Source organism: Demequina sp. NBRC 110052 (assembly GCF_002090075.1).
In the GTDB taxonomy this organism is placed as follows: Bacteria; Actinomycetota; Actinomycetes; order Actinomycetales; family Demequinaceae; genus Demequina.
Map to the genome: position 1 here is coordinate 321,422 of NZ_BBRI01000002.1, position 22,526 is coordinate 343,947.

Consider the following 22,526-nt stretch of genomic DNA (forward strand, 5'->3'; position numbering starts at 1 on the left):
CACCATCCTAGGGCGGCCGGGTATAGCGTGGTGCCTTGTGCATATCGTGATCCTCGGATGCGGGCGCACCGGCGCCTCGCTCGCGACAGAGTTCGAGGCGCGCGGTCACTCGGTCGCCATCATCGATCAGGCCGCCGACGCCTTCCGCCGTCTCCCCGCCGATTTCCAGGGCCAAAAGATCACCGGCATCGGCTTCGACCGCGAGACATTGATGTCCGCCGGGGTCGAGGACGCGTACGCCTTCGCGGCCGTCTCGAGCGGCGACAACTCCAACATCCTGGCGGCGCGCGTGGTGCGTGAGACGTACGGCGTGGAGAACGTGGTGGCGCGCATCGCCGATCCAGGTCGCGCAGAGGTGTACCGCCGGCTCGGGATCCCTACCGTCGCCCCAGTGCCGTGGACCACGGCGCAGATGGTGGACCGCATGCTTCCTGGCGGCGTCGATGAGCTGTATCACGACCCCGCAGTCGGCATCGCGGTGAGGAGGATCCCTGTGAACGCCGCGTGGATCGGCCGCCCCTACGCGGATCTCGAGGCGGCGATGAAGACGCGACTCGTGTATGTGGTGCGGTTCGGCGAGCCCGTGCTCCCCGATGCGAGGACGCTGATCCAGGCTGACGACGAGGCGTGCTTCGCCGTGCCCGACGCTGTGGCTCGCACCGCCGAGCGGGTCGCGGCACGTCCCCCGGGAGGGAAGGCATGAAGGTCCTGATCTGCGGCGCCGGCTCGGTCGGCCGGTCCATCGCGTCGGACCTCATCTCGCACGGGCATGAGGTCCTGCTGCTCGACAACCAGCCCGCAGCGATGCGTGTGGCGCAGGTGCCCGAGGCCGAGTGGATGCTCGCGGACGCGTGCGAGCTCGCCGCGCTGCGCGAAGCCAACGTGCAGGACATGGACGTGGTCGTGGCCGCGACGGGCGACGACAAGGCGAACCTCGTCATCTCGTTCCTCGCGAAGACCGAGTTCGCTGTACCGCGCACCGTCGCGCGCGTGAACAACCCGCGCAACGAGTGGATGTATGACGCGCAGTGGGGCGTCGACGTCGCGGTCTCCACGCCGCGCATCATGACCGCCATGGTCGAGGAGGCAGTGGCCGTCGGCGACCTGGTGAAGGTCTTCAGCTTCCACCAGTCTGGCGCGTCGATCGTGGAGGTGACGCTTCCCAAGACCTCGCCGGTCGTCGGGGCGCTGACGCGCGAGATTCCCTGGCCCTCAGAGATCGTGCTCTCGTGCATCGTGCGCGGCGACCGCGCGATCGCGCCGAGCCCTCAGGACACGCTCGAGGCCGGCGACGAACTGCTGTTCATCGTGTCGGCGGACGCGGATCCTCAGGCTCTGGACGCTGTCCTGAGCTCCGAACCAGGAACCAGATAGCCCATAGCGTCAGCGCGGTGAGGGGTAGTCCCATCACGAGCTTCGCGGTGCCGAGTACCGCGACCTCGCCCGCGAGGTACAGCGGGACCTGCACCACGAGGCGCAGCGCGAACATCGCGGCGAGCATCGCCGAGCCCCACTGCATGCGCCACATGGTGCTGCGGTCCTTGCGCCAGGCCTGACCGGTGCCGCGCAGCAGCGCCATGACGACGCCCACAAGCGGCCAACGCACCGCCATGGTGAGAAGCACGCCGACGCACCAGGCCGCGTTGATCCAGAAACCCGGCACGAAGTACTCGCCCGCGTCGCCTGCACGCCACGCCCACACCGCGCCGAGCCCGACACCGACGACGCCGGAGAACGCCTGCGTCGCGGGGGTGCGCGCGATCAGGCGCGCGGCGACCATGACGACGACCGTGGCCACCGACGCGATCACGGGCACCTTGAATCCCGGCCAGATCACGTAAGCCACGACGAACACGAGCCCCGGCAGGGCGGCTTCGATGAAGCCGCGCCAGCCCCCCATCGCCTCCTGCAGGGAGAACGACTCGGCGTCGAGCAGGCCCGCGAGGCCTGCGCGCGGTGGGCGTTCGGGGGTCTTCTCGTCGCTCATCGGAGCTCGTAGCGCGGGTTGTAGATGCGGGGTTCGGCGTCGGTCGCGCACACGCGGCCCTCGAGGTCGAGCTCGCGGCCCGGCTCAACGCCGGGGACGTGCCTGCGGCCCATGAACACCACGTGGACATAGCCGGTGCCGTCGTCCACCCGGGCCACCACCGCAGGCGGGGCGCCTGCGGGCTCGACCTGGAGCGCGACGATGCGTCCGCTCACGCGGGCGACGGTGCGGGGCTCGAGATCCCTTGCCTGCGTCACCTCGTCGAGCATCAGCGCCTGGGTCACGATCCAGACACCCCCGTGGAGCCGAAGCCGCCGTCGCCGCGGTGCGAACCCGGGAGCGAATCGACCTGGACGAAGTGCGCGCGCTCGACCTGCTGGATCACGAGCTGTGCGATCCGGTCGCCGACGGCGAGCGTCACGGGCTCCGACGCGTCGGTGTTGAGCAGGGTCACCGAGATCTCGCCGCGGTAGCCGGCGTCGACGGTGCCTGGAGCGTTGACGACAGTGACGCCGTGCTTCGCTGCGAGGCCCGAGCGCGGGTGCACGAGCGCGACGTAGCCGTCTGGCAGCGCGATGCGCACGCCTGTCGGCACGGTGGCCCTCTCCCCCGGCGCGAGCGTCAGCGCGACGCGCGTCGTGAGGTCAGCCCCGGCGTCGCCGGGATGGGCATAGGACGGCACGGGGACCGAGGGGTCCGTCGTGCTGAGCAGCACCTCGACGGGTCGCATGATTCCTGACGTGGGCGCGAGCCCTACGCCGCGCACTCCGAGCAGATCGGGTCGTCGCCGCGGAACTCGGCGAGCTGACTGCGGTGGTGGACGAGGAAGCACGACATGCACGTGAACTCGTCCTGCTGCGCGGGTAGCACGCGTACCGAGAGCTCCTCGCCGGAGAGGTCGGCTCCGGGGAGCTCGAATCCCTCCGCGGCCTCCGCCTCGTCCTCGTCGACCACGCCCGAGGTCTTGTCGGCGCGGCGCGCCTTCAACTCCTCGATCGAATCGGCCGAGATCTCGTCGTCGGTCTTGCGGGGGGCATCGTAATCGGTGGCCATTGCGGCATCGGTCCCTTCACAGCACGGTCGTGCCCGGTCAATGTCCCGAGGGGTGGATTCATTCCCCGGGCGGCGCACAGATTATGCGCCAAAAGCCGCGGCGGCGCCACCTCGACGGCGCCCGGGCGTGGCGCGGGCCCTCAGGCGGTGTCCCACAGGCGCTCGACGCCGCATTCGGCGAGTGCGTCGCGGAAGGTCTCCCACGCGTCGGGCGCGGCCGCGATGACAAGCCGCTCGTCAGGCGCGCCGCCGTCGAACGAGGCCACGCGCACGCCTGCCTCCGACGCGATCAGGGCACCTGCGGCGAAGTCCCATGCGTGCGTCCCGTGCTCGTAGTACGCGTCGACCGCGCCCGCCGCGACCTGGCACAGATCGAGCGCCGCGGAGCCGAGCCGCCGGATGTCGCGCACGCGCGGCAGGAGTTCCGCGACGATCCGTCCCTGCACCGCACGCACCTCCGCGCGGTACTGGAATCCTGTGGCCACGAGGGTCTGCGACAGGGGCGGACCGCCCGAGCGGCGCAGCGCGAGGCCATCACGCCAGGCGCCGTGGCCCCTCGCCGCAGTCCACAGCGTGCCGGTGCCGTCGAGGAACGCGCCGGCGAGCGCGGTCCACTCGCGCGGACGCGGCGCCCCCTGGACTGCGGCCACGGAGACTCCGAACGCGGGCGAGCCATACGCATAGTTGACCGTGCCGTCGATCGGGTCGAGCACCCACGTGATGCCCGACGTGCCGACGACGTCGTCGCCTTCCTCGCCCAGGATGCCGTCGTCCGGGCGCAGCCGCGCGATCCTGCGTCGCAACAGCTCCTCCGACGCGAGATCGACCTGGGTGACGATGTCGACGTCGGAGGACTTGGTCGCCGCCACCGTGGCCGTCGCGCGGCCTGCCATCACCAGTTCGCCTGCCTCCCGCGCGAGGACGGTGGCGGTCTCGAGCAGAGACAGGGGCTCGGTCATGCGTCCATCCTGCCGCACCGCGTGGCGTGCCGGGATTGCGCCCGACGCCGTGGCACCCTGAGGCCATGACCGAGCTTCATCTCGTGGGCCCGGCCGAGGACGGTCAGCACGTCATCGTCGCGACCGACGACGGCCAGGAGTTCCGCCTCGCCGTGACGGACGCGTTGCGCCATGCCGTCCGCCACGCCGCCGTGCGCGCGCGGGAGAGCGCGAGCACCTCCGCCCCCGAGGCGGCCGCAACCATGAGTCCCAAGGAGATTCAGCAACGCATCCGCGGAGGCCTGACCGCCGCGGAGCTCGCTGAGCTCACGGGGCAGCCCGTGGAGGCGCTTGAGAAGTTCGAGGCTCCGGTGCTCGCCGAGCGCGCATACATCGTGCAGCTCGCACGTGACACCCGCATCGGCGGCGATGCGGGAGCCCCGCAACTGGGCGACCTCGTCGCTGACCGCCTGGTGCAGCGCAGTGTCGACCCCGAATCGCTCGCGTGGGACGCATGGCGCGAAGTCGACGAGCCGTGGCACGTGTGCGTGGACTTCCGCGCCGACGGCCGCACCGTGCGGGCCCTATGGAGCTTCGACCACCAGTCGCGTGGCCTGACCGCGCGCGACGACGAGGCACGCTGGCTGACCGAGACGGAACTGCTCGACGTGCCGATCCCGAAGCGTCACCTTTCCGCGGTGCGGGAGGAGCGCGCGGCAGACACGCTCGATCTCCACCCTGCACGCCCCGTCGCACCCGCCACGCCCACGCCGGAGCCCGAGAGCGCCACCGAGCTGCTGCTCCAGGACCTGCACGAGCGCCGTGGTCAGCGCGACCAGGTGGACGAAGACGATCTCGAGGAGTTCGACGAGGACGGCGGCTTCGAGGGCTTCGGACCCGCGGCGAAGGCGCGCCAGGCCGAGACGGGCTTCGGGAAGCGCCAGGGCTCTCCGGCGACCCCCGCGTCGGGCACGCCGACCGAGGCGACCACCGGCGAGAACCGCACCGCAGAGAGCCCCTCCGCTCCCCCCGCGACGCCCGCCTCGGGCGAGAGGCGCCCGCGCAAGGGCCGTGCCTCCGTGCCGAGCTGGGACGAGATCGTCTTCGGCGCGCGCAACGACTGACGCAGTCGCCTCGTAGGCCAGGCGTCAGCGCGACGCGAGCGTGAGCAGCGGAACCTGCAGCTCGTCCGGCGTGAGAGAGCCGTGCATGCCGACCAGGTGGAGCGAGTGCGGAGTCTGCGTGCGGGAGTCGACTACCGTCGCGCGGTCGGCCATGGCCACGACCACGTCCCCGATCCGATCCGCGACCGCGGGATCCAGGGCGCCGATCACGCCGGACTCGGCCACCTCGGCACGTGTGCCGACCGCTGCATGCGAGCCGAGCGTCTCGCTCCACCGCTGAGCCACCGCCGAGGCATCGACGCCCTCACGGACGTGGACATGCACGGCGCGAGGCTCGCCCGCGATGAGCTCCACGCCTTCCCGTAGCGAGGGCTCGTCGGCGACGTCCCAGCGAGGCGCCCCGGTGACGTCGACCATGCCGTGGTCGGCGGTGACGATCATCGTGACGTCGCGCGGCAGCGAGGCCGCGAGTCGCCGCAGCTCGCGGTCCGCGTCTTCGAGCGCCGCGACCCACTCGTCGCCCGCCCATCCGGAACGGTGGCCTGCGGCGTCGATGTCGCCCCAGTACAGGTACGAGACGCCAGGCTCGCGCGCGACGGCAGCCGCGATGTCCACGCCGTCGCCCAGGCGGGTCGCTCCGATGAAGTCTCCGCCCCGCAGGACGGCGTGCGTGAGCCCGGAGCCTGCGAACTTGGGCTTGCCGATGGTCGTGACGGTGAGCCCCTCGCGCTGGGCCTCTGCCAGTAGCGACGGCCGCGGCTGCCACTCCTCGGGACGCGCGGCACCCTCCCACGAGATGAGGTTCGCGAGTTCACCTGTACGCGGGTTCCTCACGGTGTAGCCGGCCATGCCCGTACGGCCGACGGGCTCGCCGGTGCCGAACAGGGCGAGCGACGACGCGGTCGTCGTCGGGAAGCCCGCCGTGATGGCGCCCGAGACCGCCGAGCGCAGGAACGGCGCGTGCCCGCGCCGCGCGTCGAGCTGAAGGTGCCCCAGCCCGTCGAGCAGCACGACCACGACATGGCGCGAGCGCGGCAGTCCCAGCCGCGCACGGTCGTCGTCGGCGGAGCGGCCGGTGACCGCATGCGAGGCGCCCACTGCCGCCAGAGCGCCGGGGAGCACCGCTCCGAGCTCACGTCCGCCCAGGTCGGGACGGACCAGGCCCACCTCGGCTAGCCGTGCGGCGAAGCTCACCCGCGCTCCCCCAGGCTGCGCTGCAGCGTCGCAGCGAAGTCCTGGAGCGCGCGCATCGCCGACTCGCCGTCCGCGATCGCGCTGACGCGCACGAGCGTGTCGTCCCCGGTGATGCCTCCCGTGTAGCCGTGGTCGGCCTCGCAGTTCTCGTCTCCGCACGTGGCGGGCTCGAGCTCGATGCGAGTGTGGATGCCGTTGCCCACGGCGAGGATCAGCTCGCTCGGCAGGTCTCCCTCGCGGAACCGCTCGGGATGCGCCACGACGTGGGTGAGCGCCATCGTGCGGATATTGCTGAGGAGGCTGGTCTCGACCGTCGCCTGAGCCTCGTGGCCGCCTTCGCCGCTGGGGCCCACGCCGTCGTCCATGTGGACGCGCATGAGGCGCGACTCAGTGAGGACGAGCACCGTCATGTGGCGCCGCACCTCGGACGTGTCGAACGTCGTCTCAGTCTGAACGAAGTGCGCCCGGACGGTCTCCCCCGCGATCGCGGACTTCAGCACTGTGGTGGCGAGCGCCGGGTAGTAGCCGGCGACGGCGACGGACTCCTCGAGCGTGGACGACATGCGCGCTATTGTTCCACCTCGCATGCGCGCGCCGCGACCCTGACAGGCGGCGGCCCCGCTTCGCACGTCCCGCGTGGCGCGCACACGGGTGCCCTCGGGGCGCGAGACAATGACGCCTGGCCGAGCGGCCCATGGACAGGAGAGTGATGGCAGCCACGCCCGACGCGCAGATCGTCGACATCGACGTCAGCACCGAGATGGAGACCTCGTTCCTCGAGTACGCGTACTCGGTGATCTACTCGCGCGCCCTCCCTGACGCGCGCGACGGTCTCAAGCCGGTGCAGCGTCGCATCGTCTACACGATGAGCGACATGGGGCTGCGCCCCGACCGGGCGCACGTGAAGTCGTCGCGCGTGGTCGGCGAAGTCATGGGCAAGTACCACCCGCACGGTGACGGCGCGATCTACGACGCGCTCGTGCGCATGGCACAGCCGTTCTCGCTGCGGCTGCGCCTGGTGGACGGCCACGGCAACTTCGGTTCGCTCGACGACGGCCCCGCTGCCTCCCGGTACACCGAGGCGCGCATGGCGCCGGGGGCGATGGCCATGGTGGCCGACCTCGGTGAGGACGTCGTCGACTTCATCCCGAACTACGACAACAAGCTCGAGCAGCCTGCCGTGCTGCCGAGCGCCATCCCGAACCTGCTCGTCAACGGCGCGCAGGGCATCGCGGTGGGCATGGCCACCAACATGGCCCCGCACAACCTCGTCGAGGTCGTCTCGGCGGCACGCCACCTGCTGCATCACCCGAAGGCGGAACTCGACGAGCTGATGAGGTTCGTGCCGGGCCCGGACCTTCCCGGAGGTGGCCGCATCGTCGGCCTGGACGGCATCCGCCAGGCGTACGAGACGGGCAAGGGGGCGTTCAAGACGCGGGCCACCGCGCGCGTCGAGAAGGTCACGCCGCGCCGCCAGGGCATCGTCGTGACAGAACTGCCGTACCAGGTGGGACCAGAGAAGGTCATCGAGAAGATCAAGGACGGCGTCTCGAGCCGCAAGCTCGAGGGCATCTCCGCCGTCACCGACCTCACGGACCGCCATCACGGCCTGCGCCTGGTCATTGAGATCAAGAACGGCTTCAACCCCGACGCCGTGCTCGAACGCCTCTATAAGGTGACGCCGCTCGAGGAATCCTTCTCGATCAACAACGTCGCCCTCGTCGACGGGCAGCCGCGCACCATGGGTCTCAAGGAGCTGCTGAAGGTCTGGGTGGACCACCGGCTCGACGTGGTGCGCCGCCGCAGCGCCTACCGGCTCAAGGCACGCAAGGACCGCCTGCACCTCGTGGACGGCCTGCTGATCGCGATCCTCGACATCGACGACGTGATCCAGATCATCCGCACCTCGGACGATGCCGCCGCGGCCAAGGAACGCCTCATGACGGCGTTCGACCTGAGCGAGATCCAGTCGGAGTACATCCTCGAACTGCGCCTGCGGCGCCTCACGAAGTTCTCGCGCCTCGAGCTGGAGAATGAGAAGGCGCAGCTGCTCGCCGAGATCGCGGAGCTCGAGGAGATCCTCGGCTCCGATGCGGTGCTGCGCGACGTCGTGGGCCGCGAGATGGATGCGGCCGCCGCCGAGCACGGCACCCCCCGTCGCACGATCCTCCTCGCGGATGCGGGCGCACCGGCCACCACGGGCGTGCCGGGGACCGGAGCGGCCAAGCCCGCGGCGATGTCCATGGAGATCGAGGACACCCCGTGCTTCGCGCTGCTTTCCACGACCGGCCTCGTGGCCCGCACTGCCGACGACTCGCCCGTTCCCACGGATGGCCGCCGCTCGGCACACGACGTGCTGCGCGCCGTCGTCCCGGCCTCGGCTCGCGCCGATGTGGGGGTCGTGACGTCGGCGGGACGCGTCCTGCGTCTGAGCCTCCTCGACGTGCCCGCCCTGGCCCCGTCATCGGAGCCGCCGTCGCTCGGCGGCGGCGTGCCATTGGCGGAGCTGCTGGTGCTCGACAAGGGCGAGGAGGCCGTGTCGATCGTGCCGCTCGGTTCTGAGACGCCTCTCGCCCTCGGCACTGCGCAGGGCGTGGTGAAGCGCGTGACTCCCGGTGACGAGCCGAGCAGGGACGCCTGGGAGACGATCGGCCTCAAGGATGGCGACCGCGTGATCGGCGCCGCACCGGCGAGCGACGACGCTGAGGTCGTGTTCGTGACGTCGGATGCGCAGCTGCTGCGCTTCTCCGCGGGCGGCGTGCGACCTCAGGGCCGCTCTGGCGGCGGCATCGCGGGCATCAAGCTGGCGGCGGGCGCGCAGGTCCTGCACTTCGGAGTCGTCGCGCCCGATGCGGTGGAGCCGGTGGTCGTCACGATCGCCGGCCCGTCGGCCGCGCTTCCCGGCACCACTCCTGGCGCCGCGAAGGTCACGCCCTTCAGCGAGTACCCGGCCAAGGGGCGCGCGACCGGCGGCGTGCGCGCGCACCGGTTCTTGAAGGGCGAGGACGCGCTGCTGCACGCGGCGGTCGTGCCCTCTCCTCCGCGCGCCACCTCGGGCGCGGGCCAGGCCGTCGATCTGCCTTCCGAGCCGGGCCGACGCGACGGCTCAGGAACGCCGCTCGCGGCGCCCGTGCAGGGCATCGGGTAGTGGAGAAGCCCGACCCACGCGCCTAACTCGCGTCCTATGTCCGCCGGAACGCTCGTCGTATCCGCTAGCGTCAGGTTCACAGCATCTTGAGAAACCTGGTCGCGAGGGGGCGTCATGGTCGAAGAGAATTGGCAACGCGCAAGGCTGATACCCGTTGTCGGGAACTCGACGGCCGGCGAACGCGAACAGCGTGCAACGAGTGCCCTGCTCGCGGTGCTGTCAATCGTGCGACCACTTTCCACGGAACTGTTGGCACCGTTGGGCGCGACGCGCGCGGCCAAGGCGACCGTTGAGACCTTCATCGAGCCGACCTTCAAGGACAAGTCAGGTCAGTCCTTCCGCCCCGATGGCCTCATTCGTGTCCACTTCGGGAAGCAGGACCCTTGGGTCGCGCTCGTTGAGGTGAAGACCGGCTCGAATGCACTCCGCGTCGAGCAGGTGAACTCGTACATTGAGCTCGCTCGTGCCCACGGGTTCGACATGGTAATCACCATCTCGAACGAGATTGCACCCTCGGAAGGTCAGCATCCCACCGTCGGACTCAACGTGCGTTCGAACTCGAGGGTCAAAGTCGCGCACTTCTCGTGGACTCGCGTTGCTGCCATAGCGAGTCGCGTGCGCGATCGTTCGAACGTCGACGATCACGAACAGGCATGGATCCTTGGGGAGCTCTTGAGATATCTCGAGCACCAGAACTCGGGCGCTCTCGAGTTCGATGACATGGGTGAGAGCTGGACTGCCGTCCGGGATGCAGCACGCGGTGGAACTGTGGCCGCTCGTGACCCCGGCACGGAAGACGTCGCCTCGCGGTGGGACCAGCTCATGACGTACGCAGCGATGAAGCTCTCAATCCGCATCAACGAAGACGTCGAGGAGGTTCTGCCGAAGTCGCACAGGACGGATGCGGCCGCACGCCGCAAGGACTTTGCGAAAGAACTCGCCGACGAGGGCACTCTCACGGCGTACCTTCGTGTGCCCCGGACCGCAGGTGACATACAGATCTCGGCAGACCTGCGTGCACGCCAAGTTGCGCTCGCCATGACGGTCGCCGCGCCATCCGACAAGAAGGCTCGCGGGAGCCTGACGTGGCTCACGCGCCAACTTCCCGACGCGCCTGACGATCTCCATATCGATTGCTATGCCAAAGGGTCATCGAGACCGGTCAGCGGCATCATGAGCACGATCCGGACCGACCCCGCTCAGATGTTGGACTCCCTCGGAGACGACATCGCGAGGTTCGTGGTCCGCGTGCAACGTGACGTGTCGGTCGGACGGCGCGGCGGCAAGAATGCGGGCTTCGTCGGATCGGTGATCGACTCCACGTTCAGCTTCTACGACTCGGTCGTGCAGCCCATCACTCCGTATCAGGAGCGTGCGCCAAAGGCCTCCGCAGCTGGCTCCGTCGCTTCCGAGCGAGAGCTCGGATCAGACGACGAGTAGTCGAACTCGAGATACTCCCGCGACGCGGGACATCAGCGTTCGAACGACCACTCGCGGTCAGTGATGAGCTTGCCCACGACGAGTCCGACGAGGATCGCGATTCCTGCCAGGAACACCTGCAGCAGGCCGGACGTCGCCTCGATGTAGTCCGCTTCGTTGAGGGACACGATCGCCTCGTGCGCGGGGACGCCCGGGATCTGCACGAGCGCGGCAGGCACCTGCAGCGTGATGACCGGCCAGCGTCCACCCCTCGCCATCACGGCGGCGAGGATGCCGATCATGACGCACGCGATCGCGGTGGCCATCTGGATCGGAAGGTCGAACTGGTGCTGGAGTAGGTTGCGCGCGACGTAGGCGACCATGCCGATCCACGCCGCGGTGAGCGCCATGCGCCATGGCGAGTTGAACATGAGTGCGAAGCCCGCGACGCCGACGAAGCTGCCGACCGCCCAGATCAGGGCTTGAGCCCAGAGCGGAATCGTCGCGTCCCGCTGCGAGGTGTCGAGACTGCTCATCAAGGACAGCGACCAGACCGCCACTCCGGCGCCCATCACGATCATGAGGCCGAATGCGACACGCGACAGTCCGGCAGAGAAGTCGAGCTTGGCCATGTCGAGGGTGCCGGTGATGAGCGCGAAGCCAGGCAGTAGGAACAGCACCGAGGAGATGTAGCCGGACGCGTGGACCTCGAGTCCAGGGCCCACGAGGCCGATCAGCCCGAGTACGCCCAGGTAGAGAGCCGTCGCAACGAGCGCGGCGATCATCGTGGTGCCGAGCGCGTTGAAGCCCCGATGCGCGAGCCCGCGCCTCAGGTACTGGCCTGCACCTGCGGCCACGAACACGGTCGCGATCTCGATCACGTGCGCGTGATTCAGCGCCGCGAAGCCTGCGCAGGCCGCGCCCGCCGCGGCGGCATTGAACCATGCGGAGTACCGGGCTGGCGTGCGCTCGATCGCGTCGAGCGCGCGGTGGATGTCCCCCGGCGTCGCGGACTCGGGAAGCGACCGCCTGAACCCGTCGAGCGCCGCGATCCGGTCGGCATTGACGCCGGCCTTGCGCAACTCGGACACCTCGGTCCTGAACATGTGGCCCACGCGGGAGGTGACGGTGATCTCGGTCAGCGTGACCTGCTCGCGGATCTCTTCGACGCCGAGCGCGTGGCCGACGGCCTGCATGGCCTGCTTGACGCGGTAGCTTGCGGTGCCCGCCTCGAGCATCATCAGCCCGGTGCGCATGATCGCGCCGGAACGGCGCCCGAGGTCGAGCGCGTCCATGTCGTCGGGGGCCGGCGTTGCGTCGCTCACGTGGCCCATTGTGGCAAAGGTCGCCGCGACATCGGAGGGTTCGAGGTCCCGGTCGCGATCAGCGACCGACGCGCCGGCGCCAGTCGACGATCCTGCGGATGCGCTCATGACGCACCGCGGCGGCGGTGCGCTCAAGCACGAGCGCGGCGACGATCGCGACGAGCACGAACACCCACGGCTCGGAGATGAACACCAGCCCGAGGGTGGCGATGGCTACCGCGACGACGACCAGGAGTGCCCTCGCGGGTCCCGGCGTGCGCTCGAGGACAGCGAGCTCGTCCGCGAACTCGACCTCGCGGTCGGCGTCGCTCAGCTCCTCCTCCAGCATCGGGCAGCGCGCGGGCAGCCCGATCAGCGAGCGGTGACGGAACACGTGACGCGACGGCCCAGGCTCGATGCGCGAGCGCGCGTGGTAGCCGTACGGGTGTGCCGCGCAGAGCGGCCTGGTCTCCTCGATGTCGCTCATGCGTCGATCCTCGTCCTGTCCAGCGCGGCAGCGCCCGCGACGATGAAGTCGCGGCGCGGGCCCACATCGTTGCCCATGAGCAGCTCGAACACTCGCTCGGCGGCCTGCGCATCGGCCGCGGTGATGCGCCGAAGCGTGCGGTGTTCGGGGTCCATGGTGGTCTCGGCCAGCTGGTCGGCGTCCATCTCACCGAGGCCCTTGTACCGCTGGATGTCTTCCTTGTACCGGCGTCCCGCACGCTTGAGCTCGCGCAGCGTGTCGTTCAACTGCTGCTCGGAGTACGTGTAGATGTACTCCTTCTCGCGACGTGCACTTCCCATCACCTCGACACGGTGCAGCGGGGGCACCGCCGCATACACGCGGCCCGCGTCCACCATGGGACGCATGTAGCGGAAGAACAGCGTGAGCAGCAGGGTGCGGATGTGTGCGCCGTCCACGTCGGCGTCCGCCATGAGGATGATCTTGCCGTAGCGGGCCTGCTCGAGGTCGAACGTGCGCCCCGATCCCGCGCCGAGGACCTGGATGATGTTCGCGCACTCCGCGTTGTGCAGCATGTCGGTGACCGACGCCTTCTGCACGTTGAGGATCTTGCCTCGGATGGGGAACAGCGCCTGGAACTCGGAGCGGCGCGCGAGCTTCGCCGTGCCGAGCGCGGAGTCCCCCTCGACGATGAAGAGCTCGGACTCGTTGACGTCGTTGCTGCGGCAGTCCGTGAGCTTGGCGGGCAGCGAGCTCGTCTCGAGCGCGTTCTTGCGCCGCGAGATCTCCTTCTGCTTGCGCGCGGCGACGCGCGCCCGCATCTCCGCGACGATCTTCTCCATCACGATCGTCGCCTGAGTCTTGTCGTCGCGCTTGGACGAGCCGAGCACCGCGCCGAGCTCGCGCTCGACGACCTTGGCGACGATGCCGCGCACAGGAGAGGTGCCGAGCACCTCCTTGGTCTGTCCCTCGAACTGCGGCTCGGGGATGCGCACCGTCACCACGGCGGTGAGCCCAGCCATGATGTCGTCTTTCTCGATGCGCTCGGCGCCATCCTTGCCGGTGAGCTTGAGGCGCCGCGCGTTCGTCTCGATGGTCTTGCGCAGGATCTTCACGAGCCCCTGCTCGAAGCCCGACTGATGGGTGCCACCCTTGGGAGTGGAGATGATGTTGACGAAGCTGCGCACCTCGGTCTCGTAACCCGTCCCCCACCGCAGGGCGATGTCCACGACGCACTCGCGCTCGACCTCCTCGCTGACGAGGTGGCCATTGGCCTTCAGCACCGGAACCGTCTCGGTGTAGGTGTCGGTGCCGCGCAGCTCCCACGTCTGCGTGATCGCGGTGTCGGCGGCGACGAAGTCCACGAAGTCCTTGGCGCCGCCCTCGAAGCGGAACGTCTGCTCGCTCGGCTCGAGCGGATTGCGCTCGTCGCGGACCACGAGCGACAGGCCGGGCACGAGGAATGCGGTCTGACGCGCGCGCGTGATCAGGTCGTCGAACGAGAACGACGCTGACTTGTTGAAGATCTGACGATCGGCCCAGTACCGGATCCGCGTGCCGGTGCGGCCCTTGGCGACCTTGCCGACCTTCTCGAGCTCGGATCCCGTCACGAACGGCGAGAACTCAGCGTCGGGCGTCGCGCCTGAGGCGGGATCCGCGAACAGGCCCGGCTCGCCTCGCCGGAAGGCCATGTGGTGCGTCGCGCCCGAACGGTCGACCCACACGTCGAGGCGCTCGGACAGCGCATTCACGACGGAGGCACCCACGCCATGCAGACCGCCCGACGCGGCATACGAGCCGCCGCCGAACTTGCCTCCCGCGTGGAGCTTGGTCATGACGACCTCGACTCCGGTGAGGCCCGTCTTGGGCTCGACGTCCACGGGGATGCCGCGACCGTTGTCGCGCACCTCGACCGAGTCGTCGGGGTGGAGGATCACCTCGATGCGGTCACCGTAGCCGCCCAGCGCCTCGTCCACCGAGTTGTCGATGATCTCCCACAGGCAGTGCATGAGACCACGCGAGTCGGTGGTGCCGATGTACATGCCGGGACGCTTGCGCACGGCCTCGAGACCCTCGAGGACGGACAGATGGCGTGCGGAGTAGTCAGAGCTCACCCCGAGATTCTACGGAGACGCCCGACGCGCCGGTGACGGGCGCGCCGAGGCGCACCGGCGTCGGGCATGGGCTTAGGACGAGGGGCGGTGACGCACCGCTGTCATGGCGATGTTGTCGCTCTTGACGAAGAAGCCGAGCTCCTCGTAGATCTCGCGTGCCGCGGGGGTGGCGTGCAGCTCGACGACCTCGATCTCGCGGCGATCCGTCTCCTCCAACAGTGCGCGCATGACCGCGTGCGCGTAGCCCTTGCGCTGATGCTGCGGCGCCGTGGAGACCCACTGCACGTATCCGACCTGGTGCGAGTGCGCTCCGGGGCGCGGGAGCCGGGGTCCCACGTTGACGAGGCCGCAGCACGCGAGCCCGCCCTCGGGTGCGTCGATCACCATGCCGATGAGGTCGTCGCCGAGGCGCGCTCGCACGGTGCGCATCGACTCCGCAGCCCACTGCGGCGTGGGCTTCGCGCCCACGGACTTGTACATGAGGGCGCCGAGGTGCACGATCTCTGCGGCATCGGATGCGACGGCCTGTCGCACCCGCGGCTCAGCGCCAGGCGACCGCGACGATGACATTGAGGATCGTGAGGCCACCGACGGTCGCCCAGATGGGCACGGGCACCGCGTCCTTCTTGCGGTACATCAGGACGAGCACCGTGATCGTCAGGGCGACCAGCAGCTTGACGGTGATCTTGCCGTTGTCGACGTGGTCACCGTTGCCCGAGCCATACGCCACGCCCACGAGGGCGATACCCGTGACGAGCTGAGTGAGCGCGCCGTGCATCATGCCCGAGGCGAATCGCTTCACCTTGTCCGACATCCCGTACAGGAAGCCTCCGAGCAGGGCAGCGAGGCCCAGGAAGTGGAGGATGAGGAGGATGATCCGCAGGACGTCCACGTGCGCGTGCTCCTTCTGGCCGCCTGGTTGGGTTGGCGACTGGGTCGATGCTATCGCGACCGCGTCGCGCCGCCGTGGCGCGACTGTCGGAGACTCGCGAAACGAGCCCGCAATCGTCCTGGCCCTACGCTGACGCCGTGACCGCAGCGTCGGCCGTGCGCCGCTCCCCCGCCCTAGGAGCCCTCTACGTCCTCACGGGCGCGTTCCTCTTCGGATTCAACGGCTCGATGACGAAGGTGGTGCTCCAGGCTGGGATCACCGCGCAGCAGCTCACGCTGTTCCGCGTGCTGGGGACCGCGCTCATCGCCGGCGCGGTGCTGCTCGTGACCGACCGCGCCCAGTTCCGAGTCACACTCCGCGAACTGCGCGCATTCGCCCTGCTCGGCATCGGAGGGCTCGCGATGGTGCAGTGGCTGTACGCGGTGGCCATCGCCCACCTGCCCGTCGGCGTCGCGCTGCTGTTCGAGTACATGGCCGTGATCATCGTCGCGTTGGTGGCGAGGGTCGTGTTCAAGGAGCGCGTGCATCCGCGCCTGTGGTGGGCCATCGCTGCCGTACTCGCCGGTCTCGCCGTGGTCGCGCAGGTGTGGGACTCTAACCTGTCCGTGCTGGGCGTGCTCGCGGGACTCGGCGCCGCCTGCGCGTATGCGCTGTACTTCCTCGCCGGCGAACGCTCCGTCGCAGGGCGGCCCCCGATGGCCGTCGCATTCTGGGCCGCCGCCTTCGCCACCGCGTTCTGGCTCGTGTTCTCCGGGTGGTGGACGATGCCCGCGGACACCTTCACCGCAGAGGTGTCCTACGGTGGCACGCTCGACTTCATCGCCACCCCGATGTGGCTGCCGCTGGTCGCCATGGTCGCGCTGGGGGCGTTCGCCCCCTTCACCCTGATCTTCATGTCGCTGCGCCACCTCAGCGCCACTGCCTCGGGCGTGCTCGCCTCGTCGGAGGTGCTGTTCGCGTTCATCGTGGCGTGGCTGTGGCTCGGCGAGACTCTCGCGCCTCTCCAACTCGCGGGCGCCACGGTGGTCTTCGTCGGGATCGTCGGCGCCCAGACCGCGCGCGAACGCCCGCCCGGGACTGCGACGGACGCCGATGACGCCTTCGCGCTCGGAGTGCCTCCCGAGGTGCCCTGACGCGGGAGCCGAAGACAGCGAACGGCCGCTCCCTCCGGAGAGGGGCGGCCGTTCTCGATCGCGCGCGGTGTGCCGCTCAGTCGAGGTAGTCGCGCAGCACCTGGGAGCGCGACGGGTGACGGAGCTTGGACATCGTCTTGGACTCGATCTGACGAATGCGCTCGCGGGTGACCCCGAACACGCGTCCGATCTCGTCGAGCGTCTTCGGCTGGCCGTCGGTGAGGCCGAAGCGCATGCCGACCACGCCGGCCTCGCGCTCCGAAAGCGTGTCCATGACCTTCGACAGTTCCTCCTGCAGGAGCGTGAAGCCCACGGCGTCGGCCGGGACGACCGCCTCGGAGTCCTCGATGAGGTCGCCGAACTCGGAGTCGCCGTCCTCGCCGAGCGGCGTGTGCAGCGAGATCGGCTCGCGGCCGTACTTCTGCACCTCGACGACCTTCTCGGGGGTCATGTCGAGCTCCTGCGCGAGCTCCTCGGGGGTCGGCTCGCGGCCGAGGTCCTGGAGCATCTGGCGCTGCACGCGCGCGAGCTTGTTGATGACCTCGACCATGTGCACCGGGATGCGGATGGTGCGGGCCTGGTCGGCCATGGCACGAGTGATGGCCTGACGGATCCACCAGGTCGCGTAGGTCGAGAACTTGTAGCCCTTGGTGTAGTCGAACTTCTCAACGGCGCGGATCAGGCCCAGGTTGCCCTCCTGGATCAGGTCCAGGAAGAGCATGCCGCGGCCGGTGTAACGCTTCGCGAGCGAGACGACGAGACGCAGGTTTGCCTCGAGCAGGTGGTTCTTGGCGTGACGACCGTCGTTCGCGATCCACTCGAGCTCGCGTCGCATCTTGGGGGCGATCTTCTCTCCGCCCGCAAGCTTCTCCTCGGCGAACAGGCCAGCCTCGATGCGCTTGGCGAGATCGACTTCCTGCTCGGCGTTGAGCAGCGCGACCTTGCCGATCTGCTTGAGGTAGTCCTTCACGGGGTCGGCAGTCGCGCCGGCCGTCGTGACCTGCTGGACGGGAGAGTCGTCGTCCGCTCCGCCGAGCACGAAGCCCGTCGACTCGTCGCTCTCGTCCTTGACGTCCTCGGCGCTGGGCTCCTCGGTCATCTCGTCGTCCGAGGTCTCGGCCTCCTCGACAGGCTCATCCTTGGTGGAGGCCTTCGCGGCGGTCTTGCCCGAGGACTTCGTCGCCGGCTTCTTCGCGGCGGGCTTCCTCGCGGCAGGCTTCTTCTCCGCGGTCTCGGTGGTCTCGACGTTCTCGTCGGCGGCCGATGCGGCCTTGGCGCTGCTCCGCTTGGCGGCGGGCTTCTTGGCGGCGGTAGTCGTGGCCCTACTCCTTCAACATCATGGGGACCGGCGCGACGCCGGTCTCTGAGGTCTTGCTGGTGGCTGCCCTTTGCGGTTCAGTCCCCGAGCGGCGCGGCCATGCTGTGCGCCCCCGAGGTCCCGCGCGGCGGGAACGGTGGCCTGAGCATGGATGACCTCTCCGGGGCTGGGGAAGCTCGGAGGCTTCTGACCGCCTCGCGCAAATCCATTAAAGTATAACGCCCAGCGCAAGCCCGATGCTCCCGGCTCGACAGCGAATTTCGCGGCCCGACGCCCGTTATCAGGCGGTTCATCCCACTTCGCGAAGCCATCCCGGGAGGAGGCCACGGGTGGCAGTTTCGCACAGAAGCGCCGCCAGCCTGCATTCGTCGTCGCGCCGGATAGCCGCCTGAGCCGATGCCAGGCACGATGCCAGATCTCCCCACCACCATGACAGCAACGCGCGCACTGCGGACGCCTCCGCGCCGGAGCGTCCGCGGCACAGATCCTCGATGCGCATCAGCACCGCATCGAACGCCTCCACTGATCGCGGACTGGGGCGCGCATCACCGCGCATCACGCCGTCCAGGCACGCATCCGTGTCGTCGGACGGCACGCCCGCGAGCGTCTCTCGTACAGCGGTCGCGCCCGCGCCGAAGACCTCCAGGATGAGCGCGTCCCTCACCGCGCTGTCCGTCAAGGCATCGCCGAGCCGCCCGACGACGGGCGGGGCGAGGCCGTCGGCGGCCCCCCACGCGTCGGTGGCGTCCGCGGAGTCTGCGAGCGCGGCGCGCCACAGTGCGTGAGCCTCTTCGCGCCATACGGACGCATCGAGCTCACGCTTCCGCCGCGAACGTGCCCCCGCGCGGCGCGCGGAGGTCCGATGCGCTCGCTCGTCCTCCTTCCGTGCCCGGGAGGCCTGTGAGGCGTCACGCGCTGCTGGCAGGCGGCGCCCACCCGGAGGGCAGCAGTGCGGATCCGCGCAGCTCGGCGAGCGGTAGCGTCCGGCGCTGACCACGAGCGAGTCCTCGACCTCCAGGAGGCCCTCAAGCCCCTCTCGCACGAGCTCTCCTGCGGCGCACTCCCAGTCGACGCGGGCGTCGGTGAAGGACACGATCGCGCAGCGCCGGAACCTCATCGCACGGCAATGGGTCACCACGGAGCCCGCGAACGAGGCCGCGATCTCCGGCATCAGACACGCGCGGCGATCGAGACTCGCGGCCATGCCGACGCTCCCGTCACCGCGAAGCGCCACCACCGCTACCGACTCGGGCGGGACTGCATACACGAGTTCGGCCAGAGCGGCCAGCCAGGCGTGATGGGAGGTGGTTCTGCGTCGCGCTGTCATGGAACCCACTTCAGCGGCGCCGAGCGGTGTGTGGGACCGAGCCCCTCATGTTCGTGGAGAACTCGCCTCACGCGAGTGGCTGTGGACGACCGCGCGCGGCCTAGGCTGGGCGCGTGCTCGATCTCTCCCCCACCGCTGTCGTCGCCCGCGTCGACGAGTCGATCGTCGCCGCACTCGACGCCGCATCGGACTCGATCGCGCCGCTCGGCGCTCACGCCGACGACCTGCTGGGGCCGCTCGCTGCGGCGTCTCGTGGCGGCAAGCGGCTGCGCGCGCAGCTGCTGGTCACCGCGCACGCGGCGCACGGCGGGTCGGACGTCGCCGTCTTCGGCGCGGCCGCAGCCGTCGAATGGTTCCAGACGGCAGCGCTCATCCACGACGACGTGCTCGACGGCTCCGACACTCGCCGAGGCGCCCCGGCAGCGCATCGGCGGTTCGAGGCGCTGCACCGCGACCGTGGCCTCGATGGCGATGCCGTGGCATTCGGCAGCGCGAGCGCGATCCTCGCGGGCGACATCGCGCTGATGATCGCGCAGCGTGCGCTCGCGTATGCGTGCGCGCCCCACCGTGACGGCGCGCGCGCGATGACGCTGTTCGCCGAGATGGCCGAGTTGTGCACCGCCGGTCAATACCTTGACATGCGGATCGCCGCAGAGCCACTCGACGCACTCGACGGCCTCGAGGACCAGATCCTCGCCACGATGCGCTCCAAGACCGCGTCGTACTCGTGCGAGCACCCCCTCGCGATCGGCGCGGCGCTCGCAGGTGCCACCGACGCGCAGGTGCAGGCCATGCGAGAGATCGGAGTGCCGCTCGGCATCGCGTTCCAGCTGCGCGACGACGTGCTCGGCCTCGTCGGCGACCCTGCCGTCACGGGGAAGCCTGCCGGCGACGACGTGCGGGAGGGCAAGCGCACCCTGCTCGTTCAGCACGCCTGGACCCACGGAGACGACGCCACCAGGGACGCGGTGCGCGCGGCGCTCGGCGTCGAGGACATCGACGCCGCCGCGCTCGCGCGCGCCGTCGACGCCATCACTGCCTCGGGCGCCCTGGAAGCTGCCGAGTCACGCATCGACGCGCTGGCAAGGCCCGCGCTCGATGCGCTGGCAGCTCTCGAGCTGGAGGCGACCGCTCGCGACCGGCTCCTCGAACTGGGCCGACGCCTCACCGCACGCGACGCCTGAGCCGCGCGTCTCACGCGACTCGTGGCACGTGTCGCCCGTGTGGGGCGTGCGGTCAGAGCTCGGTCTGAGCGGCGCGACGTACCGCGGCGCGGCGACCCTCGCGCAGGGCGTGCATCGGAGTTCCGCCGAGCTCCTCGGATGGCGAGAACAGCCAGTTCATCGTCTCGTCGTCGGTGAAGCCCGCGTCCTTCAGCAGCGTGAACGTGCCGTGCAGGGTCGCGAGCACATGCGGAGCGTGATCGCCGGGGACGATGAAGTCGGCGGGGAGCGCGAGAGCCGAGTTCGGCCCGCGTCGCACCGCGATCAGGCGCCCTTCGCGCAGCAGGTCTCGCACGCGCGAGGCCTCCACGCCGATCCGTTCAGCGAACTCGGGCACTGACAGCCACTCAATCTCATCCATCACGGGGACAGCGTACAAACCCGGGTCCAGGTCTTGCCGACCGCCGACGCATGACTTACAGTCACATTTGTCACATGCGTCACATTAGACGCATCCGTTACGGCATGGAGACAGACGTGAACAAGCCCACGCGCGCCCCCGAAACACCACGACGAGGCACCTGCCGTGCCGCGGCATCCGTGCTCGCCGCGCTCGCCGTCACGGCCCTGAGCACGGTGTCCGCCGAAGCCGACGAACGCCACCGCGTCGGCTCGGGCGACACCGTCAGCGCCCTGGCTTCGCAGTACGGCACCACGGTGAGCGCGATCGTCCGCGCGAACGACCTTGACGACCGCGCGACCATCTACGTGGGGCAGACGCTCACGATCCCCACAGACGCCGACGCGCCGACCAGCAGCGCGCGAACCCACCAGGTCGCGCCAGGCGACACCGTCTGGGACCTCGCGCGCGGGTACGGCACCACCGTCGCCAAGATCGTGGACGCCAACTCGCTAGGGTCCAACGCGGTCATCCGCATCGGCCAGACGCTCACCATCCCCGGCGCCACAGCGTCGGGCAGCGCACCCACCGCAGCCCCCGCCGCGACCACCCTGACGCACACCGTGGCCCCCGGAGACACCGTCTGGGACCTCGCGCGTGCCTACGGCACCTCCGTCAAGGCCATCGCCGAGGCGAACCGGCTCGGCTCCCGCACCGTGATCCGCATCGGCCAGACGCTCACCATCCCCGGCGCCACCGCGCCGGGCGGCACCGCCGCATCGGTCGCTCCCACGCTCGCCACGCCCGAGAACATCTCGTCCTTCGGGACTAGCACGGCGATCCATCGCGTCGGCGCCGGTGAGACCCTGTCAGCGATCGCCGCTCGCTACGGCTCCTCGGTGGCCGCGATCGTCGAGGCCAACGGCATCAAGAACCCCTCCCTGATCCGCGTGGGGCAGAGCCTCACCGTGCCCGGCGCCGTCGCCTCGGGCCTCGTGGGAGACAGCTTCGCGGGACGGACCTACTCAGCGCCGGTCGTCGCGTCCGCGAATCAGAACAAGGCCACACTGCTCGCGATGGACGTGCCCACGCGCGCGCAGATGCAGTCCATGGTCGTCGCGACCGCCCAGAGCATGGGCGTCAGCACGGCGCTCGCGCAGGCGATCGCCTACCAGGAATCCGGCTTCAGCATGCGGGCCGTCTCCCCTGCCAACGCGATCGGCACCATGCAGGTGATCCCCACGTCTGGCGCATGGGCATCGGACCTCGTGGGGCGCGACCTCAATCTCCTGGTGCCCCAGGACAACGTCACCGCGGGCGTCGCGATCCTGCGCCAGCTCACGCGCACCAGCTCCTCGCTCGAGACCGCGATCGCCGGCTACTACCAGGGCGCAGCCTCCGTACGGAAGTACGGCATGTTCGCCGACACCGAGCGCTACGTCGCAAGCGTCCTCGCCCTCATGGAGCGTTTCGACTGAGCGACGCGTTGTGAGGGAGACCCCCCGCCAGCGGCGGCGCCTCCCGAGAGCCCATCCGTCCCCTGCCT

Annotated in this window: 22 protein-coding genes and 1 pseudogene; 8 read left to right on the plus strand and 15 right to left on the minus strand. The window is 69.7% G+C overall.

Annotated features, from left to right (window positions below; genetic code table 11):
• Positions 1–37: 37 nt before the first annotated feature.
• Both B7K21_RS01510 and B7K21_RS01515 read left to right on the plus strand, forming a co-directional pair.
• Positions 38–703 carry a TrkA family potassium uptake protein gene (locus B7K21_RS01510; protein WP_084073167.1) on the plus strand — a complete coding sequence of 222 codons (666 nt, stop codon included), beginning with the start codon at positions 38–40 and terminating at the stop codon, positions 701–703.
• A complete protein-coding gene (locus B7K21_RS01515) occupies positions 700–1,374 on the plus strand; it encodes a TrkA family potassium uptake protein (protein WP_084073168.1) in 675 nt (224 codons plus the stop codon). Before B7K21_RS01510 ends, B7K21_RS01515 begins: the two co-directional genes overlap by 4 nt.
• Here B7K21_RS01515 and B7K21_RS01520 read toward each other — a convergent pair.
• The 5 genes from B7K21_RS01520 to B7K21_RS01540 all read right to left on the minus strand — a co-directional run bounded on the left by B7K21_RS01520 (position 1,304) and on the right by B7K21_RS01540 (position 3,999).
• Positions 1,304–1,987, minus strand: coding sequence for a DUF3159 domain-containing protein (locus B7K21_RS01520; RefSeq protein ID WP_084073169.1), 684 nt, complete (start codon positions 1,985–1,987; stop codon positions 1,304–1,306). The two genes, B7K21_RS01515 and B7K21_RS01520, sit on opposite strands and share 71 nt — an antisense overlap.
• Positions 1,984–2,271: an OB-fold nucleic acid binding domain-containing protein gene (locus B7K21_RS01525; RefSeq protein WP_084073170.1), complete on the minus strand. Its 288-nt coding sequence runs from the start codon at positions 2,269–2,271 to the stop codon at positions 1,984–1,986. Before B7K21_RS01525 ends, B7K21_RS01520 begins: the two co-directional genes overlap by 4 nt.
• The gene (gene dut, locus B7K21_RS01530) at positions 2,268–2,717 is read right to left on the minus strand and encodes a dUTP diphosphatase (protein ID WP_084073171.1); all 450 of its coding nucleotides are present in this window, start codon (positions 2,715–2,717) and stop codon (positions 2,268–2,270) included. The genes B7K21_RS01525 and dut overlap by 4 nt, the downstream gene beginning before the upstream one ends.
• Before the next feature lie 23 nt (positions 2,718–2,740).
• Entirely contained in the window at positions 2,741–3,040 is a 300-nt protein-coding gene (locus B7K21_RS01535; RefSeq protein WP_084073172.1) for a DUF4193 domain-containing protein, read from the minus strand.
• 140 nt (positions 3,041–3,180) lie between these two features.
• Positions 3,181–3,999 carry an inositol monophosphatase family protein gene (locus B7K21_RS01540; RefSeq protein WP_084073174.1) on the minus strand — a complete coding sequence of 273 codons (819 nt, stop codon included), beginning with the start codon at positions 3,997–3,999 and terminating at the stop codon, positions 3,181–3,183.
• A 65-nt stretch (positions 4,000–4,064) separates the two neighbouring features.
• Between B7K21_RS01540 and sepH the strand changes: the two genes are divergently transcribed.
• Entirely contained in the window at positions 4,065–5,102 is a 1,038-nt protein-coding gene (gene sepH / locus B7K21_RS01545) for a septation protein SepH (RefSeq protein ID WP_084073176.1), read from the plus strand.
• Positions 5,103–5,126: 24 nt separating this feature from the next.
• On the opposite strand, the gene B7K21_RS01550 is transcribed toward sepH, so the two are convergent.
• Complete coding sequence (locus B7K21_RS01550; RefSeq protein ID WP_084073178.1) at positions 5,127–6,296, minus strand: alkaline phosphatase family protein; 1,170 nt, start codon at positions 6,294–6,296, stop codon at positions 5,127–5,129.
• Positions 6,293–6,859 carry a DUF5998 family protein gene (locus B7K21_RS01555; protein WP_234989129.1) on the minus strand — a complete coding sequence of 189 codons (567 nt, stop codon included), beginning with the start codon at positions 6,857–6,859 and terminating at the stop codon, positions 6,293–6,295. Before B7K21_RS01555 ends, B7K21_RS01550 begins: the two co-directional genes overlap by 4 nt.
• Before the next feature lie 146 nt (positions 6,860–7,005).
• Here B7K21_RS01555 and B7K21_RS01560 point away from each other — a divergent pair, with 146 nt between their 5' ends.
• Positions 7,006–9,444 (plus strand): DNA topoisomerase (ATP-hydrolyzing) subunit A, encoded by a 2,439-nt coding sequence (locus B7K21_RS01560; protein ID WP_234989130.1) that lies wholly within the window; start codon positions 7,006–7,008, stop codon positions 9,442–9,444.
• Between the two features lie 249 nt (positions 9,445–9,693).
• Entirely contained in the window at positions 9,694–10,884 is a 1,191-nt protein-coding gene (locus B7K21_RS01565) for a hypothetical protein (RefSeq protein WP_144016012.1), read from the plus strand.
• A 32-nt stretch (positions 10,885–10,916) separates the two neighbouring features.
• On the opposite strand, the gene B7K21_RS01570 is transcribed toward B7K21_RS01565, so the two are convergent.
• The 5 genes from B7K21_RS01570 to B7K21_RS01590 form a co-directional block, all read right to left on the minus strand.
• On the minus strand, positions 10,917–12,188 hold the full coding sequence (locus B7K21_RS01570; RefSeq protein WP_159448374.1) for a threonine/serine exporter ThrE family protein: 1,272 nt from the start codon (positions 12,186–12,188) through the stop codon (positions 10,917–10,919).
• A gap of 58 nt (positions 12,189–12,246) precedes the next feature.
• The gene (locus B7K21_RS01575; protein ID WP_084073190.1) at positions 12,247–12,654 is read right to left on the minus strand and encodes a hypothetical protein; all 408 of its coding nucleotides are present in this window, start codon (positions 12,652–12,654) and stop codon (positions 12,247–12,249) included.
• On the minus strand, positions 12,651–14,747 hold the full coding sequence (locus tag B7K21_RS01580) for a type IIA DNA topoisomerase subunit B (protein ID WP_084073192.1): 2,097 nt from the start codon (positions 14,745–14,747) through the stop codon (positions 12,651–12,653). The genes B7K21_RS01575 and B7K21_RS01580 overlap by 4 nt, the downstream gene beginning before the upstream one ends.
• A gap of 72 nt (positions 14,748–14,819) precedes the next feature.
• The gene (locus tag B7K21_RS01585; protein ID WP_159448375.1) at positions 14,820–15,281 is read right to left on the minus strand and encodes a GNAT family N-acetyltransferase; all 462 of its coding nucleotides are present in this window, start codon (positions 15,279–15,281) and stop codon (positions 14,820–14,822) included.
• 7 nt (positions 15,282–15,288) lie between these two features.
• Positions 15,289–15,639, minus strand: a complete 351-nt coding sequence (locus B7K21_RS01590) for a hypothetical protein (RefSeq protein ID WP_084073197.1) — start codon at positions 15,637–15,639, stop codon at positions 15,289–15,291.
• 137 nt (positions 15,640–15,776) lie between these two features.
• On the opposite strand from B7K21_RS01590, the gene B7K21_RS01595 reads away from it, so the two are divergent.
• The gene (locus tag B7K21_RS01595) at positions 15,777–16,772 is read left to right on the plus strand and encodes a DMT family transporter (RefSeq protein WP_159448376.1); all 996 of its coding nucleotides are present in this window, start codon (positions 15,777–15,779) and stop codon (positions 16,770–16,772) included.
• A gap of 76 nt (positions 16,773–16,848) precedes the next feature.
• On the opposite strand, the pseudogene B7K21_RS01600 reads toward B7K21_RS01595, so the two are convergent.
• Positions 16,849–18,093, minus strand: a pseudogene (locus B7K21_RS01600) (RNA polymerase sigma factor); the annotation flags it as partial.
• A gap of 286 nt (positions 18,094–18,379) precedes the next feature.
• Entirely contained in the window at positions 18,380–19,417 is a 1,038-nt protein-coding gene (locus B7K21_RS01605; protein ID WP_084073202.1) for a DUF4192 family protein, read from the minus strand.
• 113 nt (positions 19,418–19,530) lie between these two features.
• On the opposite strand from B7K21_RS01605, the gene B7K21_RS01610 reads away from it, so the two are divergent.
• Positions 19,531–20,601 (plus strand): polyprenyl synthetase family protein, encoded by a 1,071-nt coding sequence (locus B7K21_RS01610; RefSeq protein ID WP_084073205.1) that lies wholly within the window; start codon positions 19,531–19,533, stop codon positions 20,599–20,601.
• Between the two features lie 52 nt (positions 20,602–20,653).
• Here B7K21_RS01610 and B7K21_RS01615 read toward each other — a convergent pair whose 3' ends face one another.
• Positions 20,654–21,001, minus strand: coding sequence for an Rv2175c family DNA-binding protein (locus B7K21_RS01615; RefSeq protein WP_084073207.1), 348 nt, complete (start codon positions 20,999–21,001; stop codon positions 20,654–20,656).
• A 74-nt stretch (positions 21,002–21,075) separates the two neighbouring features.
• Between B7K21_RS01615 and B7K21_RS01620 the strand changes: the two genes are divergently transcribed.
• Positions 21,076–22,458: a LysM peptidoglycan-binding domain-containing protein gene (locus tag B7K21_RS01620; RefSeq protein ID WP_234989131.1), complete on the plus strand. Its 1,383-nt coding sequence runs from the start codon at positions 21,076–21,078 to the stop codon at positions 22,456–22,458.
• Positions 22,459–22,526: the final 68 nt, after the last annotated feature.